The organism is Arthrobacter crusticola (assembly GCF_004357995.1).
GTDB lineage: Bacteria > Actinomycetota > Actinomycetes > Actinomycetales > Micrococcaceae > Arthrobacter_D > Arthrobacter_D crusticola.
On the sequence record NZ_SMTK01000005.1, the window covers coordinates 377,413 to 400,232 of the forward strand.

20 protein-coding genes, 1 tRNA gene and 1 pseudogene are annotated in these 22,820 nt (G+C 69.2%); 6 read left to right on the forward strand and 16 right to left on the reverse strand.

Translation table 11 applies throughout. The features are described 5' to 3' along the window. Window positions 1–118: 118 nt before the first annotated feature. Together E2F48_RS15705 and E2F48_RS15710 are read left to right on the forward strand one after the other, a co-directional pair. Window positions 119–883: an alpha/beta hydrolase gene (locus E2F48_RS15705; protein ID WP_133404874.1), complete on the forward strand. Its 765-nt coding sequence runs from the start codon at window positions 119–121 to the stop codon at window positions 881–883. Continuing rightward, window positions 880–1,338: a hypothetical protein gene (locus E2F48_RS15710; protein WP_133404875.1), complete on the forward strand. Its 459-nt coding sequence runs from the start codon at window positions 880–882 to the stop codon at window positions 1,336–1,338. The genes E2F48_RS15705 and E2F48_RS15710 overlap by 4 nt, the downstream gene beginning before the upstream one ends. Window positions 1,339–1,366: 28 nt before the next feature. Here E2F48_RS15710 and E2F48_RS15715 read toward each other — a convergent pair whose 3' ends face one another. Further along, the gene (locus E2F48_RS15715) at window positions 1,367–2,461 is read right to left on the reverse strand and encodes an ROK family glucokinase (protein ID WP_133404876.1); all 1,095 of its coding nucleotides are present in this window, start codon (window positions 2,459–2,461) and stop codon (window positions 1,367–1,369) included. Between the two features lie 113 nt (window positions 2,462–2,574). On the opposite strand from E2F48_RS15715, the gene E2F48_RS15720 reads away from it, so the two are divergent. Continuing rightward, a complete protein-coding gene (locus E2F48_RS15720; RefSeq protein ID WP_246019125.1) occupies window positions 2,575–4,437 on the forward strand; it encodes an AMP-dependent synthetase/ligase in 1,863 nt (620 codons plus the stop codon). 95 nt (window positions 4,438–4,532) lie between these two features. Here the strand turns inward: E2F48_RS15720 and E2F48_RS15725 are convergent, their stop codons facing one another. Continuing rightward, complete coding sequence (locus tag E2F48_RS15725) at window positions 4,533–6,218, reverse strand: nucleotide-binding protein (RefSeq protein ID WP_246019126.1); 1,686 nt, start codon at window positions 6,216–6,218, stop codon at window positions 4,533–4,535. Window positions 6,219–6,339: 121 nt separating this feature from the next. Beyond that, on the reverse strand, window positions 6,340–9,747 hold the full coding sequence (locus E2F48_RS15730; protein ID WP_133404877.1) for a pyruvate carboxylase: 3,408 nt from the start codon (window positions 9,745–9,747) through the stop codon (window positions 6,340–6,342). Between the two features lie 266 nt (window positions 9,748–10,013). On the opposite strand from E2F48_RS15730, the gene E2F48_RS15735 reads away from it, so the two are divergent. Next, entirely contained in the window at window positions 10,014–10,847 is an 834-nt protein-coding gene (locus tag E2F48_RS15735) for a ParA family protein (RefSeq protein ID WP_133404878.1), read from the forward strand. A 328-nt stretch (window positions 10,848–11,175) separates the two neighbouring features. Here E2F48_RS15735 and E2F48_RS15740 read toward each other — a convergent pair whose 3' ends face one another. The 5 genes from E2F48_RS15740 to gcvH form a co-directional block, all read right to left on the reverse strand. Beyond that, window positions 11,176–11,769 carry a MerR family transcriptional regulator gene (locus tag E2F48_RS15740; protein WP_120169733.1) on the reverse strand — a complete coding sequence of 198 codons (594 nt, stop codon included), beginning with the start codon at window positions 11,767–11,769 and terminating at the stop codon, window positions 11,176–11,178. A 174-nt stretch (window positions 11,770–11,943) separates the two neighbouring features. Continuing rightward, window positions 11,944–12,444: a bifunctional nuclease family protein gene (locus E2F48_RS15745; RefSeq protein WP_133404879.1), complete on the reverse strand. Its 501-nt coding sequence runs from the start codon at window positions 12,442–12,444 to the stop codon at window positions 11,944–11,946. A gap of 7 nt (window positions 12,445–12,451) precedes the next feature. Next, window positions 12,452–13,201 (reverse strand): transcriptional regulator FtsR, encoded by a 750-nt coding sequence (gene ftsR, locus E2F48_RS15750; RefSeq protein ID WP_133404880.1) that lies wholly within the window; start codon window positions 13,199–13,201, stop codon window positions 12,452–12,454. Between the two features lie 8 nt (window positions 13,202–13,209). Continuing rightward, window positions 13,210–13,704: an FHA domain-containing protein gene (locus E2F48_RS15755; protein ID WP_133404881.1), complete on the reverse strand. Its 495-nt coding sequence runs from the start codon at window positions 13,702–13,704 to the stop codon at window positions 13,210–13,212. A gap of 75 nt (window positions 13,705–13,779) precedes the next feature. Beyond that, the gene (gene gcvH / locus E2F48_RS15760) at window positions 13,780–14,166 is read right to left on the reverse strand and encodes a glycine cleavage system protein GcvH (protein WP_120169741.1); all 387 of its coding nucleotides are present in this window, start codon (window positions 14,164–14,166) and stop codon (window positions 13,780–13,782) included. A 234-nt stretch (window positions 14,167–14,400) separates the two neighbouring features. Between gcvH and E2F48_RS15765 the strand changes: the two genes are divergently transcribed. Further along, complete coding sequence (locus E2F48_RS15765; protein ID WP_133404882.1) at window positions 14,401–15,000, forward strand: hypothetical protein; 600 nt, start codon at window positions 14,401–14,403, stop codon at window positions 14,998–15,000. A 141-nt stretch (window positions 15,001–15,141) separates the two neighbouring features. Here E2F48_RS15765 and E2F48_RS15770 read toward each other — a convergent pair. The 5 genes and pseudogenes from E2F48_RS15770 to E2F48_RS17680 form a co-directional block, all read right to left on the reverse strand. Then, window positions 15,142–15,215, reverse strand: a tRNA-Pro gene (locus tag E2F48_RS15770). A 70-nt stretch (window positions 15,216–15,285) separates the two neighbouring features. After that, a complete protein-coding gene (gene der / locus E2F48_RS15775) occupies window positions 15,286–16,833 on the reverse strand; it encodes a ribosome biogenesis GTPase Der (RefSeq protein WP_133404883.1) in 1,548 nt (515 codons plus the stop codon). Between the two features lie 29 nt (window positions 16,834–16,862). Beyond that, window positions 16,863–17,564, reverse strand: a complete 702-nt coding sequence (gene cmk / locus E2F48_RS15780) for a (d)CMP kinase (RefSeq protein ID WP_133404884.1) — start codon at window positions 17,562–17,564, stop codon at window positions 16,863–16,865. Next, window positions 17,561–18,676: a prephenate dehydrogenase gene (locus E2F48_RS15785; protein WP_133404885.1), complete on the reverse strand. Its 1,116-nt coding sequence runs from the start codon at window positions 18,674–18,676 to the stop codon at window positions 17,561–17,563. The genes cmk and E2F48_RS15785 overlap by 4 nt, the downstream gene beginning before the upstream one ends. Before the next feature lie 3 nt (window positions 18,677–18,679). Beyond that, window positions 18,680–19,840: pseudogene (locus E2F48_RS17680) on the reverse strand (pseudouridine synthase); the annotation flags it as partial. Here E2F48_RS17680 and E2F48_RS17685 point away from each other — a divergent pair. Further along, window positions 19,817–20,005 carry a hypothetical protein gene (locus E2F48_RS17685; RefSeq protein WP_165968775.1) on the forward strand — a complete coding sequence of 63 codons (189 nt, stop codon included), beginning with the start codon at window positions 19,817–19,819 and terminating at the stop codon, window positions 20,003–20,005. The pseudogene E2F48_RS17680 and the gene E2F48_RS17685 sit on opposite strands and share 24 nt — an antisense overlap. A gap of 96 nt (window positions 20,006–20,101) precedes the next feature. Here E2F48_RS17685 and scpB read toward each other — a convergent pair whose 3' ends face one another. From scpB to E2F48_RS15805, 3 genes are all read right to left on the reverse strand, one after another. Continuing rightward, window positions 20,102–20,767 carry an SMC-Scp complex subunit ScpB gene (gene scpB / locus E2F48_RS15795; RefSeq protein WP_425455795.1) on the reverse strand — a complete coding sequence of 222 codons (666 nt, stop codon included), beginning with the start codon at window positions 20,765–20,767 and terminating at the stop codon, window positions 20,102–20,104. 154 nt (window positions 20,768–20,921) lie between these two features. After that, entirely contained in the window at window positions 20,922–21,848 is a 927-nt protein-coding gene (locus E2F48_RS15800) for a segregation and condensation protein A (RefSeq protein ID WP_133404886.1), read from the reverse strand. Between the two features lie 12 nt (window positions 21,849–21,860). Beyond that, on the reverse strand, window positions 21,861–22,745 hold the full coding sequence (locus tag E2F48_RS15805) for a ParA family protein (protein ID WP_133404887.1): 885 nt from the start codon (window positions 22,743–22,745) through the stop codon (window positions 21,861–21,863). Window positions 22,746–22,820: the final 75 nt, after the last annotated feature.

Sequence of the window (22,820 nt, forward strand, 5' to 3'; positions counted from 1 at the left end):
GCCTTCCCTGCAGGGACCGTCCGGCTCCCGCCGGACGGCACGCTTTTTCCTTTTGTGACATTACTCTAAGGATCCCGCCGGCTGGTACGGCGCGGTGAACGGGTGCGACCATTGACCCATGACATCGATTCCCGCGGCGGTTGCCTATTCCCAGGACGGCATCGGCACGGCGGGCCGGACCGGAGTGCTGCTCAGCCATGGATTCACCGGTTCGCCGGTGAGCGTCCGGGCGTGGGCGGAACACCTTGCGGGGCAGGGCTTTTCGGTCCGGCTGCCGCTGCTGCCCGGGCACGGCACCTCCTGGGAGGAACTGGCACGCACGCCCTGGCGGGCCTGGTACGGCGAGTACGAACAGGCCTATGAGGACCTGGCTCGACGCACTGACAGGATTGTCGCCGCAGGGCTCTCCATGGGAGGTGCGCTGGCGCTTCGCCTGGCCGCCCAGCACGACGTCGCGGGGGTGGTCGTCGTCAATCCCGGGCTGACCTTCGCGGATCCGCGCGCCCGGTACGCCGGGCTCCTCAAGTACGTGATGCGGTCGGTTCCGGCGATCGGCAACAGCATCCGGCTCGAAGGCCAGGACGAGGGCGCCTACCTGCGGACCCCGGTCGCCGCCGTGCACCAGCTGGCCGGGCTGTTCCGCGATACGACGGCCCTGCTGCCGCGGGTCACGGCACCGACCCTCGTCTTCCGGTCGAACATCGACCCGGTGGTTCCCGAAACCAGCATCGAGGTGCTGCGGCAGCACCTGGGCAGCGCCGACCTTGAGATTATCCGGTTGACGAACAGCTACCATGTGGCCACGATGGACCATGATGCACCCTTCATCTTTGACCGGTCCGCGGACTTCATCAGGCACGTGAGCGCAGGTACCAGCGTATGACCCCCCGAGAGCCGAATGAGTCCACCGACGACGCCGTCTGGCGGGACCTCGTGGCACGGTTGGAAAGCACCCCCGGTAACCCGGAGACCGAAGAATTCGACGACCCGGAGCCCAGCGACCGCGACCGCGTCGAGGCGATTTTCAGGAACCAGCCGCTGCGGCCTGCCGGCCCGAGGGACTACGAGGAACCCGAGGACGACGAGGGCTCCGACGGCGGGGCTGGATACGAGCCCCCGGAGCCTCCTCCGCTCGGCATGGGAGACCCCCTGGTGGTGCTGGCCTGGCTCGGCGCCGCGGGCGGTCCGGTCCTGCTGCTGCTCTTTGCCATGTTCTGGCGGGACGCGCCGACGGCGGTGACCCTGGGCGTGCTCGCAGGGTTCCTGGCCGGCGTGGTGTTCCTGGTGCTGCGGCTGCCGCGCCAGCGCGACTACGACGACGACGGCGCGGAAGTCTGATCCTGCTCCGCCCGGCGCGGGAGGCTTCCTAGCGGCCGCGCGGCATTGAGCGTGAGAGGTCCGCGGCCCCGATCAGGCCGGCCGATGGGCCCAGCGCGGCGGCCTCGATCGCGGCAGCGGGCCGAAAACCCCGCCCGGTGAGGTTACGGGCGAAGGCACGGCGGGCCGGTTCAAGGAGGAGCCCACCGGCATCGCTGAGTCCGCCGCCGATGACGAAGGTGCCCGGGTCCAGGGCCGCCGCGAGATTGGCAAGTCCCAGCCCCAGCCACTGCCCCACCTCCTCGACCAGCTCCTGGCAGGCAGGATCCCCGTCGAGGGCAAGCCGCGTCACCAGCGCCCCGGTGATCATCTGGACATCCCCGTCGGCGGCTGCCAGGAGCGACTGCGCCACGGGCGAGTTCGCCGCCGCCAGTTCCCGTGCCTCCCGGCCCAGCGCGTTGCCCGAGGCGTACTGCTCCCAGCAGCCCCGGTTGCCGCACTCGCAGCGGTGGCCGCCCGGCACAAGAACCTGGTGCCCGAACTCCCCGGCCACGCCGTGGCGGCCGCGCTCCACCTGCCCGTCCCGGATCATGGCCCCACCGATGCCGGTCCCCAGGGTCACGCACACCAGCCGGGGCTCGCCTCGGCCGGCGCCGAACCGCCACTCGGCCCAGGCGGCGGCGTCGGCGTCGTTGACGACGGTCACGCGCCGCCGGAGCAGCTTCTCGAGGTTGCTGCGCAGCGGCTCGTTCCGCCATGCCAGGTGGGGGCTGAAAAGCACGGTCCCGTTCGAGAGGTCCATCCAGCCGGCGGCGCCGATGCCGATGGAGCGGATCCGGCGCCCCCGGCCCAGTTCAGCGACGAGGTCGACGATGACGGCCTCGACCCCGCGGGCATCGCTGCCCGGGGTGGACCGGCGGGCCTGCGCGAGGAGGCGGCCGGAACCGTCGACGACGCCCGCGGCGACCTTGGTTCCGCCGACGTCAATGCCGATGGCCAGTCCGCGCCGGGCCGCGGGAAGTCCGGCGCGTCCGGCACGGCCGGGCAGCGCGGCCCGCCGGGCCGTCCGGGGCTGCCCTGCTGCCCAGACCGGTGCGGCGCGGCGACGCGGGTACGCCGAAGCCGACTCCGCTCCAGCTGCCATTCGTCCTCCTTCAGGATCCCGCGGCGGGAGCCGGTGCGCATTTTCCTTCACCGTTATCAATTCGTACATTACTGGACAGTAACGAGGGCCGCGGCACCCTATAGTCTATGAAAATGCCTGTAGTCGTCGGCGATACCAAAGGAGCTATTGTGCGCGAAATCAGCGTTCCCGTCCTAGTGGACGTCCCCCGCAACAGCAACACTACCGACCTCGTGGTACGGCAGGCGGAAAAGGCGTCAAACCCGGCCCTGTTCTCCGTCCAGGACGCAGCAGGCCAGTGGCGGGACATCCGCGCCACCGAGTTCCGCAAGCAGGTCGAGGCCGTCGCCAAGGGCCTGATCGCCTCGAACGTCAACCCGGGCGACCGGGTGGCCATCATGGCCCGCACCCGCTACGAGTGGGCCCTTGCCGATTTCGCCATCTGGTTCGCCGGCGCCGTTCCGGTTCCGGTCTACGAGACCTCCTCGCCGGCGCAGGTCGCGTGGATCCTCGCCGACTCCGGCGCCGTGGCCGCCTTCGTCGAGTCAGCCCGGCACGAGAACGTCGTCCGTGAAGCCGCCGCCTCCGAGAGCACGTCCGCCCTGACCCACGTGTGGCAGTTCGACGGCAACGGACTCGAAACCCTCCGGACCGCGGGGACCCTCGTCGACGACTCGACCCTCGCCGACCGCCGGTCGCTGGCGAACCTCGACGACATCGCGACCATCATTTACACCTCCGGCACCACGGGGCGCCCCAAGGGGTGCGAGCTCACCCACGCGAACTTTGTGGAGCTCTCCGAAAACGCCGCCGCGGCACTGTCCGAGGTCGCCCACGAGGGTGCGCGCACCATCATGTTCCTGCCGCTGGCGCACGTTTTCGCCCGGTTCATCTCGGTGCTGTGCGTCGCATCCGGAGCGACGGTCGCCCACACGGCGGACGTCAAGAACCTGCTGCCGGACCTGCAGAGCTATTCGCCAAGCTTCATCCTGGCCGTGCCCCGGGTGTTCGAGAAGGTGTACAACAACTCGATGCTCAAGGCCGAGGACGGCGGCAAGGGCAAGATCTTCCACGCCGGCGCCGACGTCGCCATCGCCTGGTCGAAGGCCGACCAGGCCGGGAAGGTCCCCTTGGCCCTGCGCGCCAAGCACGCCCTGTTCGACCGGCTGCTCTACCGCAAGATCCGCGCCGCCATGGGCGGGAAGGTCGAGTACGCGGTCTCGGGCGGGGCGCCGCTGGGCGACCGGCTGGGCCACTTCTTCCACGGCATCGGCCTGCTGGTCCTCGAGGGCTACGGGCTCACCGAGACCACGGCGCCGCTCACGGTGAACACCCCGCGCAAGGTCAAGATCGGCACGGTCGGCGCCCCGCTGCCGGGCAACGCCGTCAAGATCGCCGACGACGGCGAGATCCTCGCGAAGGGAGTCGCGGTGCTGCGTGGCTACTTCAACCGGCCGGACCTCACGGCGGAAAACTTCATCGACGGCTGGTTCCGCACCGGTGACATCGGCGAGCTCGACGCCGACGGGTACCTGCGCATCACGGGCCGGAAGAAGGAAATCATCGTCACGGCCGGCGGCAAGAACGTGGTGCCCGCGATGCTTGAGGACACCATCCGCGCCAACGCCATCGTGTCGCAGTGCGTGGTGGTCGGCGACCAGCGTCCGTTCATCTCGGCCCTGATCACCCTCGACGAGGAGGCCCTGCCGGGCTGGCTCGAGCGCCACCAGCTGCCGGCCGGCACCACCATGGCGGAGGCCGTCAGCCACCCGGCCGTGCTGGCGGAGATCCAGACCATCGTCGACGAAGCGAACAAGACGGTCTCCCAGGCCGAAGCCATCAAGGTGTTCCGCATCGTCCCCTCCGACTTCACGGAGACCAGCGGCCACCTCACGCCGTCCCTGAAGATCAAGCGTGCCCAGGTCCTCACCGACTACTCCGACATTGTCGAGGGGATTTACGCCACCCCCCGCGTGGAGGGAGCCGGGCGCGCCTGAAAGCGACCGGCGCACCTCAAAACGACGAACGCACCCGGATTACCGGGTGCGTTCGTCGTTTTCGGGTGCGTGCGTCGTTATCCGGTGCGGCGGCCTCAGTCGTGCAGTTCGTCCACGACGAGCGCGGCCAGCTCGATCACCGCGTTGCGGGTGGCCGGCTGCAGTTTCGCCAGGTCGATGCGTGAGCCTTCGGCCAGGTGCCGGTCGTACGGGATGCGCACCACGGTGCCGACCCGGGAAAGGAAGTGCTCCTCGATCTCCCCGACCCTGACTTGGGTTCCATTGCCCGAGGACAGGTTGATGACGACGATGGCCTTGGCCACCAGGTCATGCCGGCCGTGGGCCTCGAGCCAGGACAGGGTCTCCGAGGCAAGCCTCGCCTCGTCGACGCTGCCGCCGGAGACGAGCACCACGGTGTCCGCCTTCTCAAGGGTTCCCTTCATCACCGAGTGCACCATGCCCGTGCCGGAATCGGTGAGCACGATGGAGTAGTACCGGCCGAGGATGTCGGTGACGGCCCGGTAGTCGGCATCGTCGAAGGCCTGCGCCACCGCCGGATCGGTGTCCGAGGCCAGGACGTGCAGCCGGGAGCCGTCGCGGGTGACGTAGTGGGCCAGCTGGGCGAAGGAGTCGACCATGAACCGGTTCTGCACCAGCTGGCGGGCGGTGAAGTCGGCGCGCCCCGGGGACCGGTCGGACAGCGTTCCACGGTCGGGGTTGGCGTCCATGGCGATGATGCGGTCCTCGCGCATGTCGGCGAGCGCCATGCCGAGGAGCGTGGTGACAGTGGTCTTGCCGACGCCGCCTTTCCGGGAGAGGACCGGCACATAGCGGGTGTGCCCGCCGAGGCGGACGGCGATCCGGTGTTCGGTCGCCCTGCGGATCCGCACTGCATCCGAGTCGCCGAGGTTCACGTAGCCCAGCGTCGCCGCGTAGAGCCAGCGCCGCCAGCCGCCGGAGGGCGGCCGCTCGGTCCCGGTCAGGAGGCGGTCGGCGGTCAGGGCAGACGCCGGTTCCGGTCCGGTCTCGCGCACGCGGCGGGCGCTGGGCGGCTCCTCGACGGCGGCATCTCCGGCCCCGGGCGCGGTACTGCCGGCCGGTTCCCCCGCGGAGGGCACGGCGGACCCGCTCGGGCGCCACCCCGTGGGCTCGGCGGCCACCGGGATGGAGAGGAGGTTGGGTGCGGGGGTGGCGCCGATGTCCGGGATGAGCGTGGGCGGCAGGGGCGCCTGGATGACCGGGACCGGCCCGACCTGCACCCCGCCGTTCCACAGGCCTGCGGTCGACGGCTCCGGAACGGCCGACGGCGCGTCCGTTCCACTTCCGGGCCCGGCGCCGGGGCCGATGTCCTGCCCGGACTCGACCGGGAGGGCCGAGGACTGCGGCGGCGCGGCCGCGGTGCCGCCCGGGGAGGACGCTCCGACGGCGGCCGAGGTCTGGCTCGAGGCAGAGGCGTTGTCATGGGAGGGCATCCCGACCGGCGCCGGTGCCGCGCCCGCTGCGGGTACCGTGGCGGAAGTGGCGTCCCCGCCGGCAGCGGACACCGCGCCGGAAGTCGACACCGTGTGCGGTCCCTTCGCCGCGTCCGAGGCCTTCGCCTTGCCCGAAGTCTTGCCGGCCGGGGCCGGACCGGTGGCCGCCCGGGCAGCGGTCCCGGATTCCGCTGCCTCCCCTGCGCCCTCCCCTGCCGGACCGCCGGCCGGTACCGGCCCGGGTTCTGCGGCCGCGCCCGGTTGTGCCGGCTCGGGTTGTGCGGAGTTGGAGGGGGATTTCGAGACCATGGTTCCTCACGGGGTTGGGTACGGGCCGGGCGCCGGACGGCGCGGGGCATCAACGATGAACTCTAGCGCAGCGCCTCCGGAGGACCGGGACGGGCCGCTTGCCGGTCCGGAGGCCGCAGGCTCAGGCGGGGCTGATGACGACGAGCAGGTCGCCGCCCTGGACCTGCTGGGCGCCGTCCGCAGGGATGCGCTGCACGGTGCCGGCCGTCGGGGTGGTGATGTTCGCTTCCATCTTCATCGCCTCGATGGTGGCGACGGTGTCGCCGGCGCTCACCGTGGCGCCCTCCGCAACGGTCACCGTGACCGCGCCCGCGAAGGGTGCCGCAATGTGGCCGGCATTGGACGGGTCGGCTTTTTCCGCGGCCTTGACGTCGCTTTGGATGCTGCGGTCGCGCACCGACACAGGCCTCATCTGGCCGTTGAGGGTGCACATCACCGTGCGCAGTCCCTTCTCATCGGCGTCCGAGACGGCCTCGAGGGTCGCGATCAGCCTCACGCCCTTCTCGAGTTCGATGACGTGCTCCCCGCCCTGCTGCAGTCCGTACAGGTAGTCGGAGGTGTTCAGCACGGAGACGTCGCCGTAGGTCTCCCGCGTGCGGGTGAAGTCCGTGGCCGGCCCGGGGAACAGCAGGCGGTTCAGGGTGGTCCGCCGCTGGGCGGAATCCCCGGCCAGGGCCTGCTCGTCGGCTGGCTCGAGGTCAACAATGCGCGGTTTCACGGCCCGGCCCTGCAGCGCCTTGGAGCGGAAAGGTTCCGGCCAGCCCCCCGGCGGGTCGCCGAGTTCGCCGTTGAGGAACCCGATCACGGAGTCGGGGATGTCGTAGTTCTGCGGATTCTCCTGGAAGTCGGCCGGGTCGGCGTTTGCGCCGACGAGCTGGAGCGCCAGGTCGCCGACCACCTTGGAGGACGGGGTGACCTTGACCAGCCGGCCGAGGATCCGGTCCGCCGCGGTGTACATGTCCTCGATCGCCTCGAAGCGCTCGCCGAGGCCCAGGGCAATGGCCTGCTGCTTGAGGTTCGACAGCTGTCCGCCCGGGATCTCGTGCCGATACACCCGTCCGGTCGGGCCCGGCAGCCCGGACTCAAACGGCGAGTACGTCCGCCGTACGGCCTCCCAGTAGGGTTCGAGGGAGCTGACCGCGTCAAGGTCGATCCCCGTATCCCTCGGGGTGTGGGCGAGCGCTGCCACGAGGGCTGACGCCGAGGGCTGGCTGGTGGTGCCGGCCAACGGGGCGCTGGCGGTGTCGACGGCGTCCACCCCGGCGTCAACGGCGGCAAGGAGCGTCGCGAGCTGTCCGCCGGCGGTGTCGTGGGTGTGGAGGTGGACCGGCAGGTCGAAACGCTCGCGGAGCGCGGTGACGAGCCGGGCCGCCGCGGCGGGACGGAGCAGCCCTGCCATGTCCTTGATGGCAAGGATGTGGGCACCCGCGGCGACCATCCGCTCGGCCAGCCCCAGATAGTACTCGAGGGTGTAGAGGGTTTCCTTCGGGTCGAGCATGTCCGCGGTGTAGCACAGGGCCACCTCGGCCACGGCCGTGCCGGTGGCGCGGACGGCACGGATTGCCGGTTCCATCTGGGACACGTCGTTGAGCGCGTCGAAGATTCGAAAGATGTCGATGCCCGAAGCGGCGGCCTCCTTCACGAAGGCCTCGGTCACGGCCTCCGGGTACGGGGTGTAGCCGACGGTGTTGCGCCCGCGCAGGAGCATCTGCAGGCAGATATTGGGGATTTCGCGCCGCAGCGTATCGAGCCGGTCCCACGGGTCTTCGCCGAGGAAGCGCAGGCCGACGTCGTAGGTGGCTCCGCCCCAGGCCTCGACCGACAGCAGCTGCGGGGTCAGGCGTGAGACGGACCCGCCGGCGGCCGCGAGGTCGCGTGTGCGCACCCGGGTGGCGAGCAGGGACTGGTGGGCGTCCCGGAAGGTGGTGTCGGTGACGGCGACGGCCTCCTGGGCGCGCAGCCGGGCGGCGAAGCCCTCAGGCCCGAGCTCCTGCAGCAGCTGACGGGACCCGGACGGCAGGTCCTGCCCGCCCTGCGGCGCCGCGGGGAGCTTCTCCCGCGGGTCAAGGTGGGCCGGGCGGTCCCCGTTGGGCTTGTTGACGGTGACATCGGCCAGCCAGGTCAGCAGCTTGGTCCCCCGGTCCGCCGGGACCCTCGCGGTGAGCAGCTCGGGGCGCTCGTCGATGAAGGAGGTGGCAACGTTCCCGGCGATGAAGTCGGGGTCGTCGAGCACGGCCTGCAGGAAGGAGATGTTCGTTGAGACCCCGCGCACCCGGAACTCCGCGAGGGCCCGCCGGGCACGCGTGACAGCCATGGGGTAGTCCCTGCCCCGGCAGGTCAGCTTCACGAGCATGGAGTCGAAGTGCGGGCTGATCTCGGCGCCCGCGTACACGGTGCCGCCGTCGAGGCGCACCCCGGCGCCGCCGGCCGAACGGTAGGCGGTGATTTTTCCGACGTCGGGGCGGAACCCGTTGGCCGGGTCCTCGGTGGTGATCCGGCTCTGCAGGGCAGCCCCGCGCAGCTGGACCGTCTCCTGGCTCAGGCCGAGGTCGGCCAGGGTCTCCCCTGCCGCGATCCGCAGCTGGGACTGGACAAGGTCGACGTCGGTGACCTCCTCGGTCACCGTGTGTTCGACCTGGATGCGCGGATTCATTTCGATGAACACGTGCTGGCCGGCGCGCTCGCCCACGGTGTCGACGAGGAACTCGACGGTGCCGGCGTTGACGTACTTCAGGGCCTTGGCGAAGGCGACGGCGTCGCGGTACAGCGCCTGGCGGATGGAGTCGTCGAGGTTCGGCGCCGGTGCGATCTCAATGACCTTCTGGTGGCGGCGCTGCAGCGAACAGTCGCGCTCGAAGAGGTGCATCACATTGCCCTCGGCGTCGGCCAGGATCTGCACCTCGATGTGGCGGGGGCGCAGCACCGCCTGCTCGAGGAACATTGTCGGGTCGCCGAAGGCCGATTCAGCCTCGCGCATGGCCGCCTCAAGCGCCCCCGGAAGCGCCTCGCGGGTGTCGACCCGGCGCATCCCGCGTCCCCCGCCGCCGGCGACGGCCTTGGCGAACACCGGGAAACCGATCTCCTCCGCCGCCGCGATCAGCTCGTCCAGGTCCGAGCTCGGCCTCGAGGACTTCAGTACCGGGATGCCGGCCTGCCGGGCGGCGTCAAGGGCCTTGACCTTGTTGCCCGCGAGTTCGAGCACATCGGCGGGCGGCCCGACGAACGTGATGCCCGCCTCGGCCGCGGCCCGCGCCAGGTCCGGGTTCTCGGAGAGGAAGCCGTACCCGGGGTAGATCGCGTCGCATCCGGATTCCTTTGCGACGCGGACCACCTCCGCGACGTCGAGGTAGGCGCGCACCGGATGACCCTGCTCCCCGATCAGGTAGGCCTCATCGGCCTTCTGCCGGTGGATGGAGTTGCGGTCCTCATATGGGAACACAGCCACGGTCTTGGCTCCCGCCTCGTGCCCTGCACGGAAGGCCCTGATGGCGATTTCGCCGCGGTTTGCTACAAGAATCTTGGAGAACATGCCGCTCCTGCTTATTTACGGTGAATATGCTGGGGAATGTGCCGATAATTCGGTGGTACGCCGTGCGGCGAAGGATTGCGTGGTTTCAGCACGAGCCTACAGTCGGTTGACCACGCCTGCTCAAATTACGTCCGAATACTGGCCGGGGGACGCCGTGCGGCATGCCGGACGGAATTACCTCCCGCGGGACCATACAATGGGGAAGCGCATCAGTGCCGCCGTGCCCGCAGCCGGAATTCCCGCGATTTAAGGTAGAGGTCCAACCAGTGCAAGTAGTGAGTATCAGCAGCCTCAAAGGCGGCGTGGGGAAAACCTCCGTGACCCTGGGGCTGGCATCGGCGGCACTCGCAGCTGGAATCCCGACGCTCGTGGTCGACCTCGACCCGCATGCCGACGCGACCACGGGCCTTGGCGTCCGGGCCGGCGGACAGCTGGACATCGGCCGGCTGCTGAAGAACGCCCGCCGCGCCGATCTCGCGGCCAACACCGTGCCCAGTGGATGGGTCGAGACGGCGATCGAGCAGAACCTTGCAGGCTCCGGCGCGAAGCCGGTCCTCGACGTCGCCATGGGCTCGGCCTTTTCGGGCATCTACGACCGCCCGGATCTTGGGCGCCGCGACCTGCGCCGCCTCTCCATGCTGCTCTCCCGGGTGACCGGGTACGGCCTGGTCCTCATCGACTGCCCGCCCTCGCTCAACGGACTCACCCGGATGGCCTGGACGGCGAGCAACAGGGTGCTGCTGGTGGCAGAGCCGGGGCTGTTCTCGGTGGCGGGCACCGAACGCACCATGCGCGCGATCGAACTGTTCAAGGCCGAATACGCACCGGGCCTGCAGACCGCCGGGATCGTGGCGAACCGGGTGCGTTCCTCCTCGAACGAGCACACCTTCCGCCTGGCGGAGATGAAGCAGATGTTCAACGAACTGCTGCTGAGCCCCACCATTGCCGAACAGGCCAACTGGCAGCAGATCCAGGGCGCCGCGCACGCGGTCCATCACTGGCCCGGTGAATCGGCCCGGCAGGCCTCCGAATACTTCGACGAACTGCTGCGCTCCCTGGTGGGCGCGGGCCGGCTGCGCAGCCGCGTCGCCCGCCGCTGACCAACCCCGCTGAGCAGCCCGGGCCGCGGTGCCGGTGGGTCGGGCACGTCCTAGCCGCCGCAACGAGTGCGGCCGGCAATGGGTTAACGCCGGCGGATAGCGATGCCTGGCGATGCGCCGGACATTGTGCGGAGCAGCTCTGCTTGTAACGGCCGATCCCACATAACTCCGCTGAACAAGGCGACGCCTGGCGCCTAATGTGGGCGGAACGGGCAAAGGGCGCCGCCGATGCGGGCCCACCGACGCGCGGGCCGAAAGCCTAATGAGGATGCAATCCGGCGAGGGCCGGGAGGTTCGTGCAAGGCCCCGAGAGGGCCGGAGCGTGGACCTAGCCGATCCGGCGGGCCGTTCGACGCTTGCTGAGCTCGTCGTCGGGGAAGTCCTGGTCGGCCGCGTGCTCGCTGGGGAGCGCGGCGAGGCTGCCTTCGACCTCCCGCCAGACCCGGCCGACGGCGATGCCGAAGACGCCCTGCCCGCCCTGGACCAGGTCGATGACCTCGTCCGCGGAGGTGCACTCGTAGACGCTGGCGCCGTCGCTCATGAGCGTGATCTGGGCGAGGTCCTCAACGCCGCGTTCGCGCAGGTGTTCGACGGCGGTGCGGATCTGCTGGAGCGAAACGCCGGTGTCGAGGAGCCGCTTGACGACCTTGAGGACGAGGATGTCGCGGAAACCGTAGAGCCGCTGCGTGCCCGATCCTGAGGCTCCTCGCACGGCCGGTTCGACGAGCCCGGTGCGGGCCCAGTAGTCGAGCTGGCGGTAGGTGATTCCGGCGGCTTTGCACGCGGTGGGGCCGCGGTAACCGGCGTCTTCGTCGAGCACGGGGAGGTCCTCGGTGAACAGGAGGCCCTGGGCGCTGGAGGGTATGCCAGTGCCCGCCGCTGCCGGGCTTTTCAGCTTGCCGGCGTCACCCTTCGGACTCACGCGTGCCTCCTCATTGGGTTCCCGGGGAAGTAGCCTCTGGAGGCCGGATCTCAGGGCTCTGTTACAGTGTGCCCCGAGTTCCTCTCCGTTGCAATGGGAACCGTATGCTTTGACGTTAGATCGCCCCGGACACAAGGTCAAAGATGCGGGCCTCGAAGATTTGCGTGTCGGCCGTCAGGGCTCGAAATCCTCGGGCTCGACGTCGGCGAGGAATTCGCGGAACTGCTTGAGTTCCTTTTCGGCCGTTTCCTGGTCGCCGGCTTCCTCGTCGTCGGCCTCGGGGTCGGCGATCTCGACGCCGGCGGCGTCGAGGACCTGCTCCGCGCAGTAGATGCTGCAGGGGACGCGCAGGGCCACGGCCAGGGCGTCGGAGGCACGGGAGCTGACCCGCGTACCGTCGTCGAGCACGAGTTCCGCGTGGAAGACGGTGTCCTGCACCGCGACAATCCGGACCTCGGTGATGGCGCGCCCCGCTGCGGCGACAACGCTGACGAGCAGGTCGTGGGTCATCGGGCGGGGCGGGACGATGCCCTGCTGGACGAACGCAATGGCACTGGCCTCCGGTGCCCCGATCCAGATGGGAATGTGCCGCTCCCCCGCCAGTTCCTTCAACAGCACAAGGGGCTGGTTGGAGGGCAGCTCAATTCGAACCCCGACAACTTCGACTTCGATCATGGCCGGCCTAACTGTCCATTCTGGCTATCTGAGAGTAAACCAGGGCGCTGTGAAGGTTAAGGCACAATTCACTGATCTCGCGGGCGGTCTCTGCTGCCCGGGCCTTCGAGGCCACGTCGCGGCGGGAGGCCACCGGGGCCACGACGCGTTCCACCAGCCCGAGCTCGCGGTCGGCGGCGGCGCGGAAGGGGCGCAGGTGGCGGGGTTCGATGCCGTGGCTCTCAAGCTGGACGCAGGCTTGGGTGACCTTCAGGGCATGCTCGTCGAACCGGCCCTCCACCGGGGCGATCAGCCCGAAGCTGATCAGGTCGTCGACCAGGCGGCGGGGGGCTTTGGCCTCGGCCGCGAGGGTCTCCGCGGTGAGCCTGCGGGCATGGGAGCTGAGCTCGCGGGCCAGCTGGTCGGAGACCATCCGCGGTGACAGGCTCATCCCGCCGGGCAGCGACTCGGGCCGCTCGCCGCGGTCGATGGCGTCAACGTAGTCCTTGATCACCTTCAGCGGCAGGTACTGATCGCGCTGAAGGGCAAGGACGAACCGCAGGCGCTCGACGTCGGTCGGAGCGTACTTGCGGTACCCCGCGCGGGTGCGCTGCGGGCTGATCAGCCCCTTTTCCTCAAGGAACCGGATCTTCGACGCCGTGACCTGCGGAAACTCCGCCGCCAGCTCCCGCAGCACTTCCCCGATATTGAGGACTCCGGGGCTGGGATGGGCCGGGGCGAGGCCGACGCTGCGCCGGCTGGGCTGGGGTGTCGGCATGAAGCGGATCAGGCCTGTGCCGCGGGCTGGGAGGGGGTCTGGCCGGCCGTGGTGGCGCGGGCGGCGTAGAAGGTGAGCCGGAACTTGCCGATCTGGACCTCGTTGCCGCTGCGCAGCACCACACTGTCGACGCGGTCGTTGTTTACGTAGGTGCCGTTGAGGCTCCGGGTGTCGACAATCATGAACCCGTTGGGGGTGCGGCGGAACTCCGCGTGCTGCCGGGAGACGGTGACGTCGTCGAGGAAGATGTCGGCGTTGGGGTGGCGTCCGGCCTTGGTGACGTCCTCGTCCAGGAGGAACCGCGCTCCGGCATTGGGCCCGGAATGGGCCACAAGGAGGGCGGAGCCTGCGGGCAGCGCTGCCACCGAGGCCTGTTCCTCCTTGGTGAGGTGCCGCTCGACCTCCGCAAAGGCTGCCTGCGGAGGCAGGCCGATCGTCGTAGTTTCCGGAGACTCCACGTGGTGCCCTCCTTCGTTTACGGCTGCGCTTTCGTCGCCAACCATTGGTGTTTCCTCCCACATTAGGCGGCCAACCGGACAATGCCGGTTGGCCGTGAAGTACTGCCAGAGCCGGTGTGTCTAGCCTACCTGCTGTGAGTATTCCGTTGAACTCAGCAGGTCTTCGACAACCGATGCGCTCTCGACCTTGATCTCCATCAGCCAGCCCTCGCCGTAGGGATCGGAGTTGATCAGCGCGGGATCGTCATCGAGCCCCTCATTGCGTGAAACAACCTCGCCGGTGACGGGAGCGTAGATGTCGCTGACACTCTTCGTCGACTCGACCTCTCCCACAACGTCCGCACCGGTCACCGAAGTACCGACCTCGGGCATCTGGACGTACACCACGTCGCCCAGGGCGTCCTGGGCGAAGTCGGTAATGCCCACCCGGACGATTCCGGCGGCATTGGGCTCGGTCACCCACTCGTGCTCGGCGGTGTAGTAGAGCCCTTCGGGGACGTTGCTCATGATTGCCTTTCGTCGTTCTTTCCAGGGGGAGGCGAGGGACAGCACTGCCCGAGCCGATCCTGATCGAGTATAGGCATAAATCATCGGCGGGTAGCGTGCCGGCCGGTTCTTATGAAGGCCTTATACGCCCCCCGGCGGACCTGTGGAAGTTATCCGTGCATCACCGGATTTATTGCCCGTGCGATTTCTCCCTGCCTAGGGTTAATCGCGCGATCAGGGCGGGAGGTGATCAAAATGATCTCCACAAAATTGAAGACTCTCCCGGCGGCGCTCGGCATGAGTGCGCTGCTTCTTGTCGGTTGTGGTGGGACCGGCGGTCCCGGTCCGGAGAACCCCGTCGAGGAGGTGACGCAGGACCCCACTGTGCCGGCCGCTGAATCCGCGACGGCTGAGGCGTCCTGCGAGCCGCGCGGCGGCGAAGGAGGAGGGACCGGTGGAACCGGGACAGAAACCGAAGGTACCGGGGCCACGGATTCCGAGAGCGTTCAACCGTCGATCGGAGCCACCGGCCCCGGTGGAACTGAGACCGACGCAGCCGGCGGCGGTGAGACCGGAGCTACCGGCACCGGAGCCACCGGCACTGCGGCCACGGGCACCGATGGCACCGAAACCGGGGGCACGGACACCGGCGGTACCGGCACCGAAACCGAGGCGGCCGGTGGAACCGGCACGGGCCGGGGTACCGACGACTGTGAGCCGACGGCCGGGGCGACGGACGCCGGCGCAACCGGGACCGACAACACCGGCGGCGGGGGCACCGGAACCGAAGGCGAAGGGACCGGGCCGGAAACCGCGGGACCCGATGGCGAGGAGGAAGGCACCGGCGGCGGTTAGCCGCGGCGCGGATTCCCGGCGGAGGTCAGTGCCGCTCGTAAGGGGCGGCGAGGCGTCAGCACGCCACTGAACGCGCCGTCTAACGCAGCAGGGGCCGTTTCCGGTTGTTCCGGAAACGGCCCCTGGCCTGTGTTTTCTCTGTCGGGATGACAGGATTTGAACCTGCGACCCCTTGACCCCCAGTCAAGTGCGCTACCAAGCTGCGCCACATCCCGATCGGTTCAACCAGCCGGTCAAACCACCTCAATTACTGTACAGCATTTTCCGGGTGGCTCCGGACAACGCTCAGCGTTTGCGTCCCCGCTTTTCCCTCACGCGCATGCTGACCTCGATGGGTGTCCCCTCGAAACCAAAGGTTTCCCGCAGGCGGCGGGTGATGAAGCGGCGGTACCCCGGGTCCAGGAACCCTGTGGTGAAGAGCACGAACTTGGGCGGACGGCTCGAGGCCTGCGTGCCGAAGAGGATGCGCGGCTGCTTGCCTCCGCGCACCGGGTGCGGGTGGGCGGCCACGAGCTCGCCGAGGAACGCGTTGAGCCGTCCTGTGGGGATGCGGCGGTCCCAGGACTCCAGGGCGGTGTCGAGTGCCGGTACAAGACGGTCCTTGTGCCAGCCGGTCAGTGCGGAGATGTTCACCCGCGGAGCCCAGTCGACGTGCGCGAGGTCCTGCTCGATCTCGCGCTCGAGGTACCGGCGGCGCTCGTCGTCGAGCAGGTCCCACTTGTTGAACGCGAGCACCAGGGCCCGGCCGGATTCGATCGCCATGTTCAGGACGCGGACGTCCTGCTCGCTGAGGACCTCGTCGACGGCCAGCAGCACGACGGCGACCTCGGCCTTCTCCAGCGCCGACTGCGTGCGCAGGGAGGCGTAAAAGTCAGCGCCCTGCTGCATGTGCACGCGGCGCCGGATACCGGCGGTGTCGACGAAGCGCCAGGTGCGCCCGCCGAGTTCGATCATCTCATCGACCGGGTCGCGGGTGGTGCCGGCCAGCGGGTCGACGACGACGCGGTCCGAGCCGGCGAGCTTGTTCAGGAGGGATGACTTGCCGACATTGGGCCGGCCGATCAGGGCCACCCTGCGGGGGCCGCCGGTGCGTTCGATGCCGCCGTGTTCGGAGAATTCGGGCAGGATCTCGATGACCTGGTCGAGCATGTCGGCCGTGCCCCTGCCGTGCAGGGCCGAGACCGGCCACGGCTGGCCGAAGCCGAGCCCCCACAGGAAGGAGGCGTCCGCCTCGTTCTGGATGTCGTCGACCTTGTTGGCGACGAGGATGACCGGCTTCTTCTTCCGGCGGAGCATCTTCACGACCGCCTCGTCGGTGGCTGTGGCACCCACGGTGGCGTCAACGACCAGCAGCACGGCGTCGGCCATGTCGACGGCAATCTCGGCCTGGTCGGCGACGCGCGCCGCGATGCCCTTGGCGTCGACCTCCCACCCGCCGGTGTCGACGAGGGTGAAGTTCCGCCCGTTCCACTGGGCCGGGTAGGACACCCGGTCGCGGGTCACCCCGGGGGTGTCCTCAACGACCGCCTCCCGGCGGCCGAGGATGCGGTTGACCAGCGTGGACTTGCCGACGTTGGGCCGGCCGACGATCGCGAGCACCGGGTTGAGGCGCTGTTCGGCGTCGTCGTCGTACTCCTCGTCCCCCTGGGCGAGCAGCGCGGCGTCCTCGTCGTCGAGCTCATAGTCGGCCAGCCCGGCGCGCAGCGAGGCCGCGCGCACCTCGGCTTCGGCGTCATCGAGCGCCTCGAGGTGTTCGGCGATCTGGTCGTCGCCGGTCGGTTCGAAATCGGTGTCGGGCCCGGTGGGGTCCTGGGGCGAGAGGTTCCCGCTCATGAGTGTTTTCCTTAATTCAGTCGAAACTGCTAGTGGGCGACGGTGTGGACGACGTCCAGGACGGCTTCGACCGTCTGCTCGAAGTCGAGCTCGGACGAGTCGACGGTAACGACCCCGTCGGCGGCCTGCTGGAAATTGACGACCGTCGAATCCTTGGCGTCCCGTTCGAGCACCTGCTGCTGCAGCTGCGACGAGGACTGGGTTCCGCCGAGCTGGTCACCGCGCCGCCGCAGGCGCGCCGATTCGCTGGCGGTGAGCAGGATCCGGACCTCGGCGTCGGGAGCGACGACGGTGGTGATGTCCCTGCCCTCGGCGACGATCCGGTGCCCGGCACCGGCGATCAGCGCCCGCTGGCGCCGGATCAGTTCGGCCCGGGCGCCGAGGGTCGTCGCCACGGCGCTGACGGCCTCGGAGACCCGGGGTTCACGGATCGCCGTGGTGACATCGACGCCGGCCAGGGTGACCAGCTCGCGGTCCGGGCTGGTGCTGATGTACAGCTCGATGGCCCGTGCGGCGTGCTCGACGGCGGCGGCGTCCTTGAGGTCGATCCCGGTGGACAGGCAGTGGAGCGTCACCGCGCGGTACATGGCTCCGGTGTCGAGGTAGGCGGCGTGGAGCCGGCGTGCTGCCTCACGGCTGACGCTTGACTTGCCGGAACCGGACGGTCCGTCGATGGCCACCACCAGCGACTTCCCCAGCCGGAAGTGGGAGTGGATCGTGGATTCGCTCATTGGACGACCTTCCAGCCGCGGCCGGTCAGTGACTCCGCCAGCTCGTTTCGACGGCCGGGGACAACCCAGACCTCTGCCATGCCGACCTGGCGGCCGGGTGAGTGTTCAAGGCGCAGGTCCTCGACGTTGACGCCGATGTCGCCGATTTCGGTGAGGAGGCGGGCGATCTGGCCCGGCACGTCCTCGACGAGCACCGTGAGCCGGGCGAAGGAGCCCGGCGGCGTGCCGTGCTTGCCCGGGATGCGTGCCTGGCCGGCGTTGCCCTCGGCCATCAGCTGCGCCATGTCGAGGCGCGCGCCGGCGGCGACCGGATTTTCGAGGGTGCCGATCAACCGGTTGAGGTCCTCCCGCACGCCATACAGGATCCGCACAAGCTTCTCGGCGTTCGCCGAGAGGATCTGCACCCACAGGCGGGGGTCGCTGGCGGCGATGCGCGTCACGTCGCGGAGCCCGTTGCCGGCGAGGGCGAGGGAGTGTGCGGGGGTGTCAGCGAGCCGGCTGGCGACGAGGGAGGAGAGCACCTGCGGAAGGTGGGAGATCAGTGCGACCGTCTCGTCGTGCTCCTCCGGGGACATGCGCGCCGGCACGGCTCCGAGGTCCACGGCGAGGGCTTCCGCGCAGCGCACCGCGGCGGGCGAACTGGTTGGACCCGGGCACAGGACCCAGGGCATTCCGGTGAACAGCTCGGCGGTGGCAGCCACGGGGCCGGACCGTTCCCGGCCGGCCATGGGATGGGTGCCGACGTAGCGCTCAAGGAACACCGGTTCGCTCACCGCTGCCTCGACCCCCTGCAGGACGGCCGACTTGACGCTCGCAATGTCGACCACGACGGCGCCGGGATAGTCGGCGAGGGCCGAGGCGGCGAGCACCGCGGCCACGTCGGGCGGGGCGGCCACGACGACAAGTTCGGGCGCGAACCCGGAGGCATCCCCGAGGGGACGCCCGGCGCCGATATCAACGGCGACCGCCTGTGTCGATGGCGAGATGTCCGAGAGTGCGACCTCGACTCCGCGTGCGCGGAGTCCCAGGCCGATGCTCGCCCCGAGCAGCCCCGTGCCGATCACCAGCACCGGACCGGCAAGATGCGTTCCGTTGTCCCTTGCAGGTTCCATCCGCTAGAGGCCTACCGATGCGAGGAGGTGGCCGACCTCCTGGCGGCCCAGGACGCGGATGCTTCCCTGCCGCTGGTCGTTCAGGCGGATCGGGCCGATCTGGGTACGGACCAGACGCTCCACGGGGTGCCCGACGGCGTCGAACAGGCGGCGTACCACGCGGTTCTTCCCCGAGTGCAGCACCACCTCGACGAGGATGTGTCCGGGCGTGGAGTCGATGAGCTTGAAGGAGTCGACCTTGGAGATGCCGTCCTCGAGCTCGATGCCTTCCTTCATCTGGGCGCCGATGCCCGGGCCCATCGGGCCGCGGACCTGCACGTAGTACGTTTTGGGCACTTCGTAGGACGGGTGGGTGAGCCGGTTGGTGAGTTCGCCGTCGTTGGTAAGGAGCAGGAGTCCCTCGGTTTCGGCATCGAGCCGGCCGACGTGGAACAACCGCTCGTTCTTGTTCTTGTTCTTGAGGAAGTTCCCGATGCTCGGACGGCCCTCGGGGTCCTCCATCGTGGAAATGACGCCGCGCGGCTTGTTGAAGACGTAGTACTTCAGGTCCTCGTTGAGCTGCAGGCGCATGCCGTCGACATGGATTGACACCTCGGACGGGACCACCCGGACACCGAGTTCGCGCACGATGGTGCCGTCCACCTCGACCCTGCCGTCGAGGATCATTTCCTCGCAGACGCGGCGCGAGGCCACCCCGGCCGAGGCCATGACCTTCTGGAGCCGCACGCCGTCGGGGTTGTGCATGTCGAGTTCGTCGGCGGGACGGGTGGTGCGGGCGGCCTTGGGACGGCGCACCGGACCCAGGTCTTTGCCGAAGCGCTCTCCACCGAAGGCGCGGGGGCCCGATGGCTTCTGCCGAGGCTTTCCGGCCGCTGACTTCTTGGCCGCGTACCGGTCGGCGGCGGGGTTTCCGGTGCCCCGGTAGCCCGAGTCGCGCCGCGCCTCCCCCGGCCGGCCCGCACCGCGTGCGTCACCGGACGGACGGCCCGACCGCTCACCCGTCGGACGGCCCGCACCGCGTGCGTCACCGGACGGACGGCCCGACCGCTCGCCCGTCGGACGGCCCGCACCGCGTGCGTCACCGGACGGACGGCCCGACCGCTCACCCGTCGGACGGCCCTGGGCGGGACGCCCAGCGGCGTGGCGGCCCTCGGTGGAACGTCCGCGCCCGGCTCCCGTTCCCGCGCGCTGGGGACGGTCATCACGCTGGGGGCGCTCGTCGCGCTGGGGACGGTCATCACGCTGGGGGCGCTCGTCGCGCTGGGGGCGGCCGGCGCCTCCGGAGCGCTCGTAGCCGCCGCCGGTGCGTCCGCGGCCCGTACCGCCTGAAGGCCTACCAGTGGACCTGCCGCCACGTCGAGCGTCGTTCCGTCCGGAGCCGGATCCTGGCGCCTGTGTCATTAAGAGTCCTTCTGGTCAGCGTTTTCAGTAAGTTGTGTCTTCATAGTCCCCAAGGTTTTCGAGGCCGGGCAGGTGGGGCGAAAGCCGCGGCAGCTCGGCTACGCTGCCGAGTCCTAATCTTTCCAGAAAATGCGGGGTGGTCCCATAAAGGACCGCCCCGGTCTCCGGGTCGGTTCCGACGGCGGCGATCAACGCCCGCTGGGTCAACGTGCGCACCACCGAATCGACGTTCACCGCACGGATTGCCGAAACCCGTGCCCGTGATACGGGCTGGCGGTAGGCAATGACCGCCAGGGTCTCCAGCGCGGCCTGGGAAAGCCGTGATGACTGGCCGCCCAGAACGAAGGCCGAAACCACCGGAGCGAACCAGCTCCGGGAGTAGATGCGCCACCCGCCGCCGACGTTGCGCAGCTCAAAACCACGGGGTTGGGGATCATCGGCACTCTTCGGGCCCTTCCCAGTATAACCGTCGTACTCCTGCTGGAGGTTCACGAGCATCGCCCCGACCTCCTCGACGTCCACGGCGAGTGCCTGCGCGAGTTCCTGCTCCGTCACGGGATTCTCAACGACCATGAGCACCGCCTCAAGGGCGGCCTTCAGGCCACCGGGCTGTTCGGCCGCGGAAAAGGCCTCGGCCACAGCCGTCCCTGCTTCGGTGGGGGCGGCCTCGTCGAGATCAGTACCGGTCACTGGATGTCCTTTCGTGTTGTGCTCTCCCCCGCGTCAGCCGGCGGTGGAACCGCGCCGGGCGCCGGGTCCGACGGCGGCACCAACTCCCGGCCGAGGGGCTCCCTGGCTGGCGACTCCGGGCCCAAGGGCCTCTGGCCGCCGGCGGGCGCCTGGCTCACTGCAGAGTCGAATCCACGGTACCGGGCCCCACTGACTCGGACCCGCCGTCCGCACCGTAGTCAGGGCCGTAGTCAGCCCCGACGCTCTCAATTGCGAAGGGCTCATCGCCGCCGGTCCAGCGGATGCGCAGCTCCCCGAGCGGCTCGTCCTGGTCGAAGGAAACCGCCCCGTCGCGGAACATCTCCAGGAGGGCGAGGAACCGCACGACGACCACCAGGGTCTCCGCGGCGTCGGCGGTGAGCTCCCCGAAGGACAGTGATCCGGCGTTCCGCAGGTGGGCCTCGAGCAGGCCTGCCTGCTCCCGGATGGTGACGACCGAGCCGTGGAGGTGGTCAACCCGCACGCCCTCCGGAACGGCCTCGCGGGGCTGCAGCGCCGCGGCAGCCAGCGCGGCGAGATCCTGCGCGGTGGTGGTCCAGATCAGCTCGGGAAGCAGCGCGGTGAAGGCGGGCTCCAGCGGTGTGTCCCGGGGGTACCTTTCCCCTTCGACCTCGAACCGTTCAGCGAGCTGGCGCGAAATTTCCTTGAACGCCCGGTACTGGAGCAGGCGCGCGAACAGCAGGTCGCGGGCTTCGAGCAGCGCGATGTCCTCGTCGTCCTCCACCTCGCCGCGCGGCAGGAGCCGTGCCGCCTTGAGGTCGAGGAGGGTCGCGGCGATGACGAGGAACTCGCTTGCCTCGTCGAGCGCCCAGGACCCGTGCTCGGCCTGCATCCTGCGGATATGCGAGATGAATTCGTCGGTGACCTCGGCGAGGGCGATCTCCGTAATGTCGAGCTCCCGCTTGCTGATCAGGCCCAGCAGGAGGTCGAAGGGACCGGAGAAGTTGGTCAAGCGGACCTCGAAGACCGCCTTCCCTGCCGCTGGCGGATTCAGCTCCGCCGTCAGCGGCGGAGGGTGCACGCCCTCAGCCGTGCTGCCCATGGCGGGGGATCATCAGGGCGCGCCGCCCCTGGCGATCAGTTCCTTGGCGAGCCTGCGGTAGGCGTCCGCCCCCGGGTGGTTGCCCGCGTAGGTGGTGATCGGTTCGGCGGCCACCGTGGCATCGGCGAACTTGATGGTGCGCTTGATCACCGTCTCGAAGACCTTCTCGCCGAAGGCCTCGACGAGCCGCGCGATGACCTCGCGGCTGTGGAGGGTCCGCGCGTCGTACATGGTTGCGAGCACGCCATCGACCTGCAGCCGCGGGTTGAGCCGGTCCTGGACCTTCTCGATGGTCTCAACGAGCAGTGCGACAGCGCGCAGGGCGAAGAACTCGCAGATCAGCGGAATGATGACGCCGTGGGCGGCGGTCAGCGCGTTGACAGTGAGCAGCCCGAGCGAGGGCTGGCAGTCGATCAGGATGACGTCGTAATCGTCGGAGACCTTGCGCAGGGCCCGGTCGAGGACCTGTTCGCGGGCGACTTCATTGACCAGCTGGACCTCGGCCGCGGAGAGGTCGATGTTCGCCGGCAGCAGGTCGACATTGTCGAAGGCGGTCGCGTGGATGGCGTCCCGGATGTCGACCTTGCGGTCCATGAGGACGTTGTACACCGTGACGTCGAGTTCGTGCGGATTGGTGCCGAGCCCTGCGGACAGCGCGCCCTGCGGGTCGAAGTCGACGAGGAGCACACGCCGGCCGGCCTCGGCGAGCGCGGCACCGAGGTTGATGGTGGACGTCGTCTTGCCGACACCGCCCTTCTGGTTCACCATGGCGATGATGCGGGCCGGGCCGTGGGAATCGAGGACCGCCGGCTCGGGAAATAAGGTCACCGGACGTCCGGTCGGCCCTAGTTCAGGGGTGGCGTTCTGCAGAGTTGTGGAACCCTGTTCGCTACTCACGTATTTCTCCACGCTTCCGTTTGTATCTCTACGTTTGCTTTTGAGCTAATCCTTTGGTCAACGTTACAACCGGCC

What these genes read in the sequence shown, in the direction of transcription:
- E2F48_RS15710 (WP_133404875.1), top strand. Translation starts at nt 880, where the DNA reads ATGACCCCCCGAGAGCCGAATGAGTCCACCGACGACGCCGTCTGGCGG.
- E2F48_RS15725 (WP_246019126.1), bottom strand. Translation starts at nt 6,218, where the DNA reads ATGGTCTCGAAATCCCCCTCCAACTCCGCACAACCCGAGCCGGCACAA.
- E2F48_RS15705 (WP_133404874.1), top strand. Translation starts at nt 119, where the DNA reads ATGACATCGATTCCCGCGGCGGTTGCCTATTCCCAGGACGGCATCGGC.
- E2F48_RS15730 (WP_133404877.1), bottom strand. Translation starts at nt 9,747, where the DNA reads ATGTTCTCCAAGATTCTTGTAGCAAACCGCGGCGAAATCGCCATCAGG.
- E2F48_RS15800 (WP_133404886.1), bottom strand. Translation starts at nt 21,848, where the DNA reads ATGGGCAGCACGGCTGAGGGCGTGCACCCTCCGCCGCTGACGGCGGAG.
- E2F48_RS15745 (WP_133404879.1), bottom strand. Translation starts at nt 12,444, where the DNA reads ATGATCGAAGTCGAAGTTGTCGGGGTTCGAATTGAGCTGCCCTCCAAC.
- gcvH (WP_120169741.1), bottom strand. Translation starts at nt 14,166, where the DNA reads ATGAGCAACGTCCCCGAAGGGCTCTACTACACCGCCGAGCACGAGTGG.
- E2F48_RS15765 (WP_133404882.1), top strand. Translation starts at nt 14,401, where the DNA reads ATGATCTCCACAAAATTGAAGACTCTCCCGGCGGCGCTCGGCATGAGT.
- E2F48_RS15720 (WP_246019125.1), top strand. Translation starts at nt 2,575, where the DNA reads ATGCCTGTAGTCGTCGGCGATACCAAAGGAGCTATTGTGCGCGAAATC.
- E2F48_RS15785 (WP_133404885.1), bottom strand. Translation starts at nt 18,676, where the DNA reads ATGGAACCTGCAAGGGACAACGGAACGCATCTTGCCGGTCCGGTGCTG.
- cmk (WP_133404884.1), bottom strand. Translation starts at nt 17,564, where the DNA reads ATGAGCGAATCCACGATCCACTCCCACTTCCGGCTGGGGAAGTCGCTG.
- E2F48_RS15755 (WP_133404881.1), bottom strand. Translation starts at nt 13,704, where the DNA reads ATGGTTGGCGACGAAAGCGCAGCCGTAAACGAAGGAGGGCACCACGTG.
- E2F48_RS15715 (WP_133404876.1), bottom strand. Translation starts at nt 2,461, where the DNA reads ATGGCAGCTGGAGCGGAGTCGGCTTCGGCGTACCCGCGTCGCCGCGCC.
- ftsR (WP_133404880.1), bottom strand. Translation starts at nt 13,201, where the DNA reads ATGCCGACACCCCAGCCCAGCCGGCGCAGCGTCGGCCTCGCCCCGGCC.
- der (WP_133404883.1), bottom strand. Translation starts at nt 16,833, where the DNA reads ATGAGCGGGAACCTCTCGCCCCAGGACCCCACCGGGCCCGACACCGAT.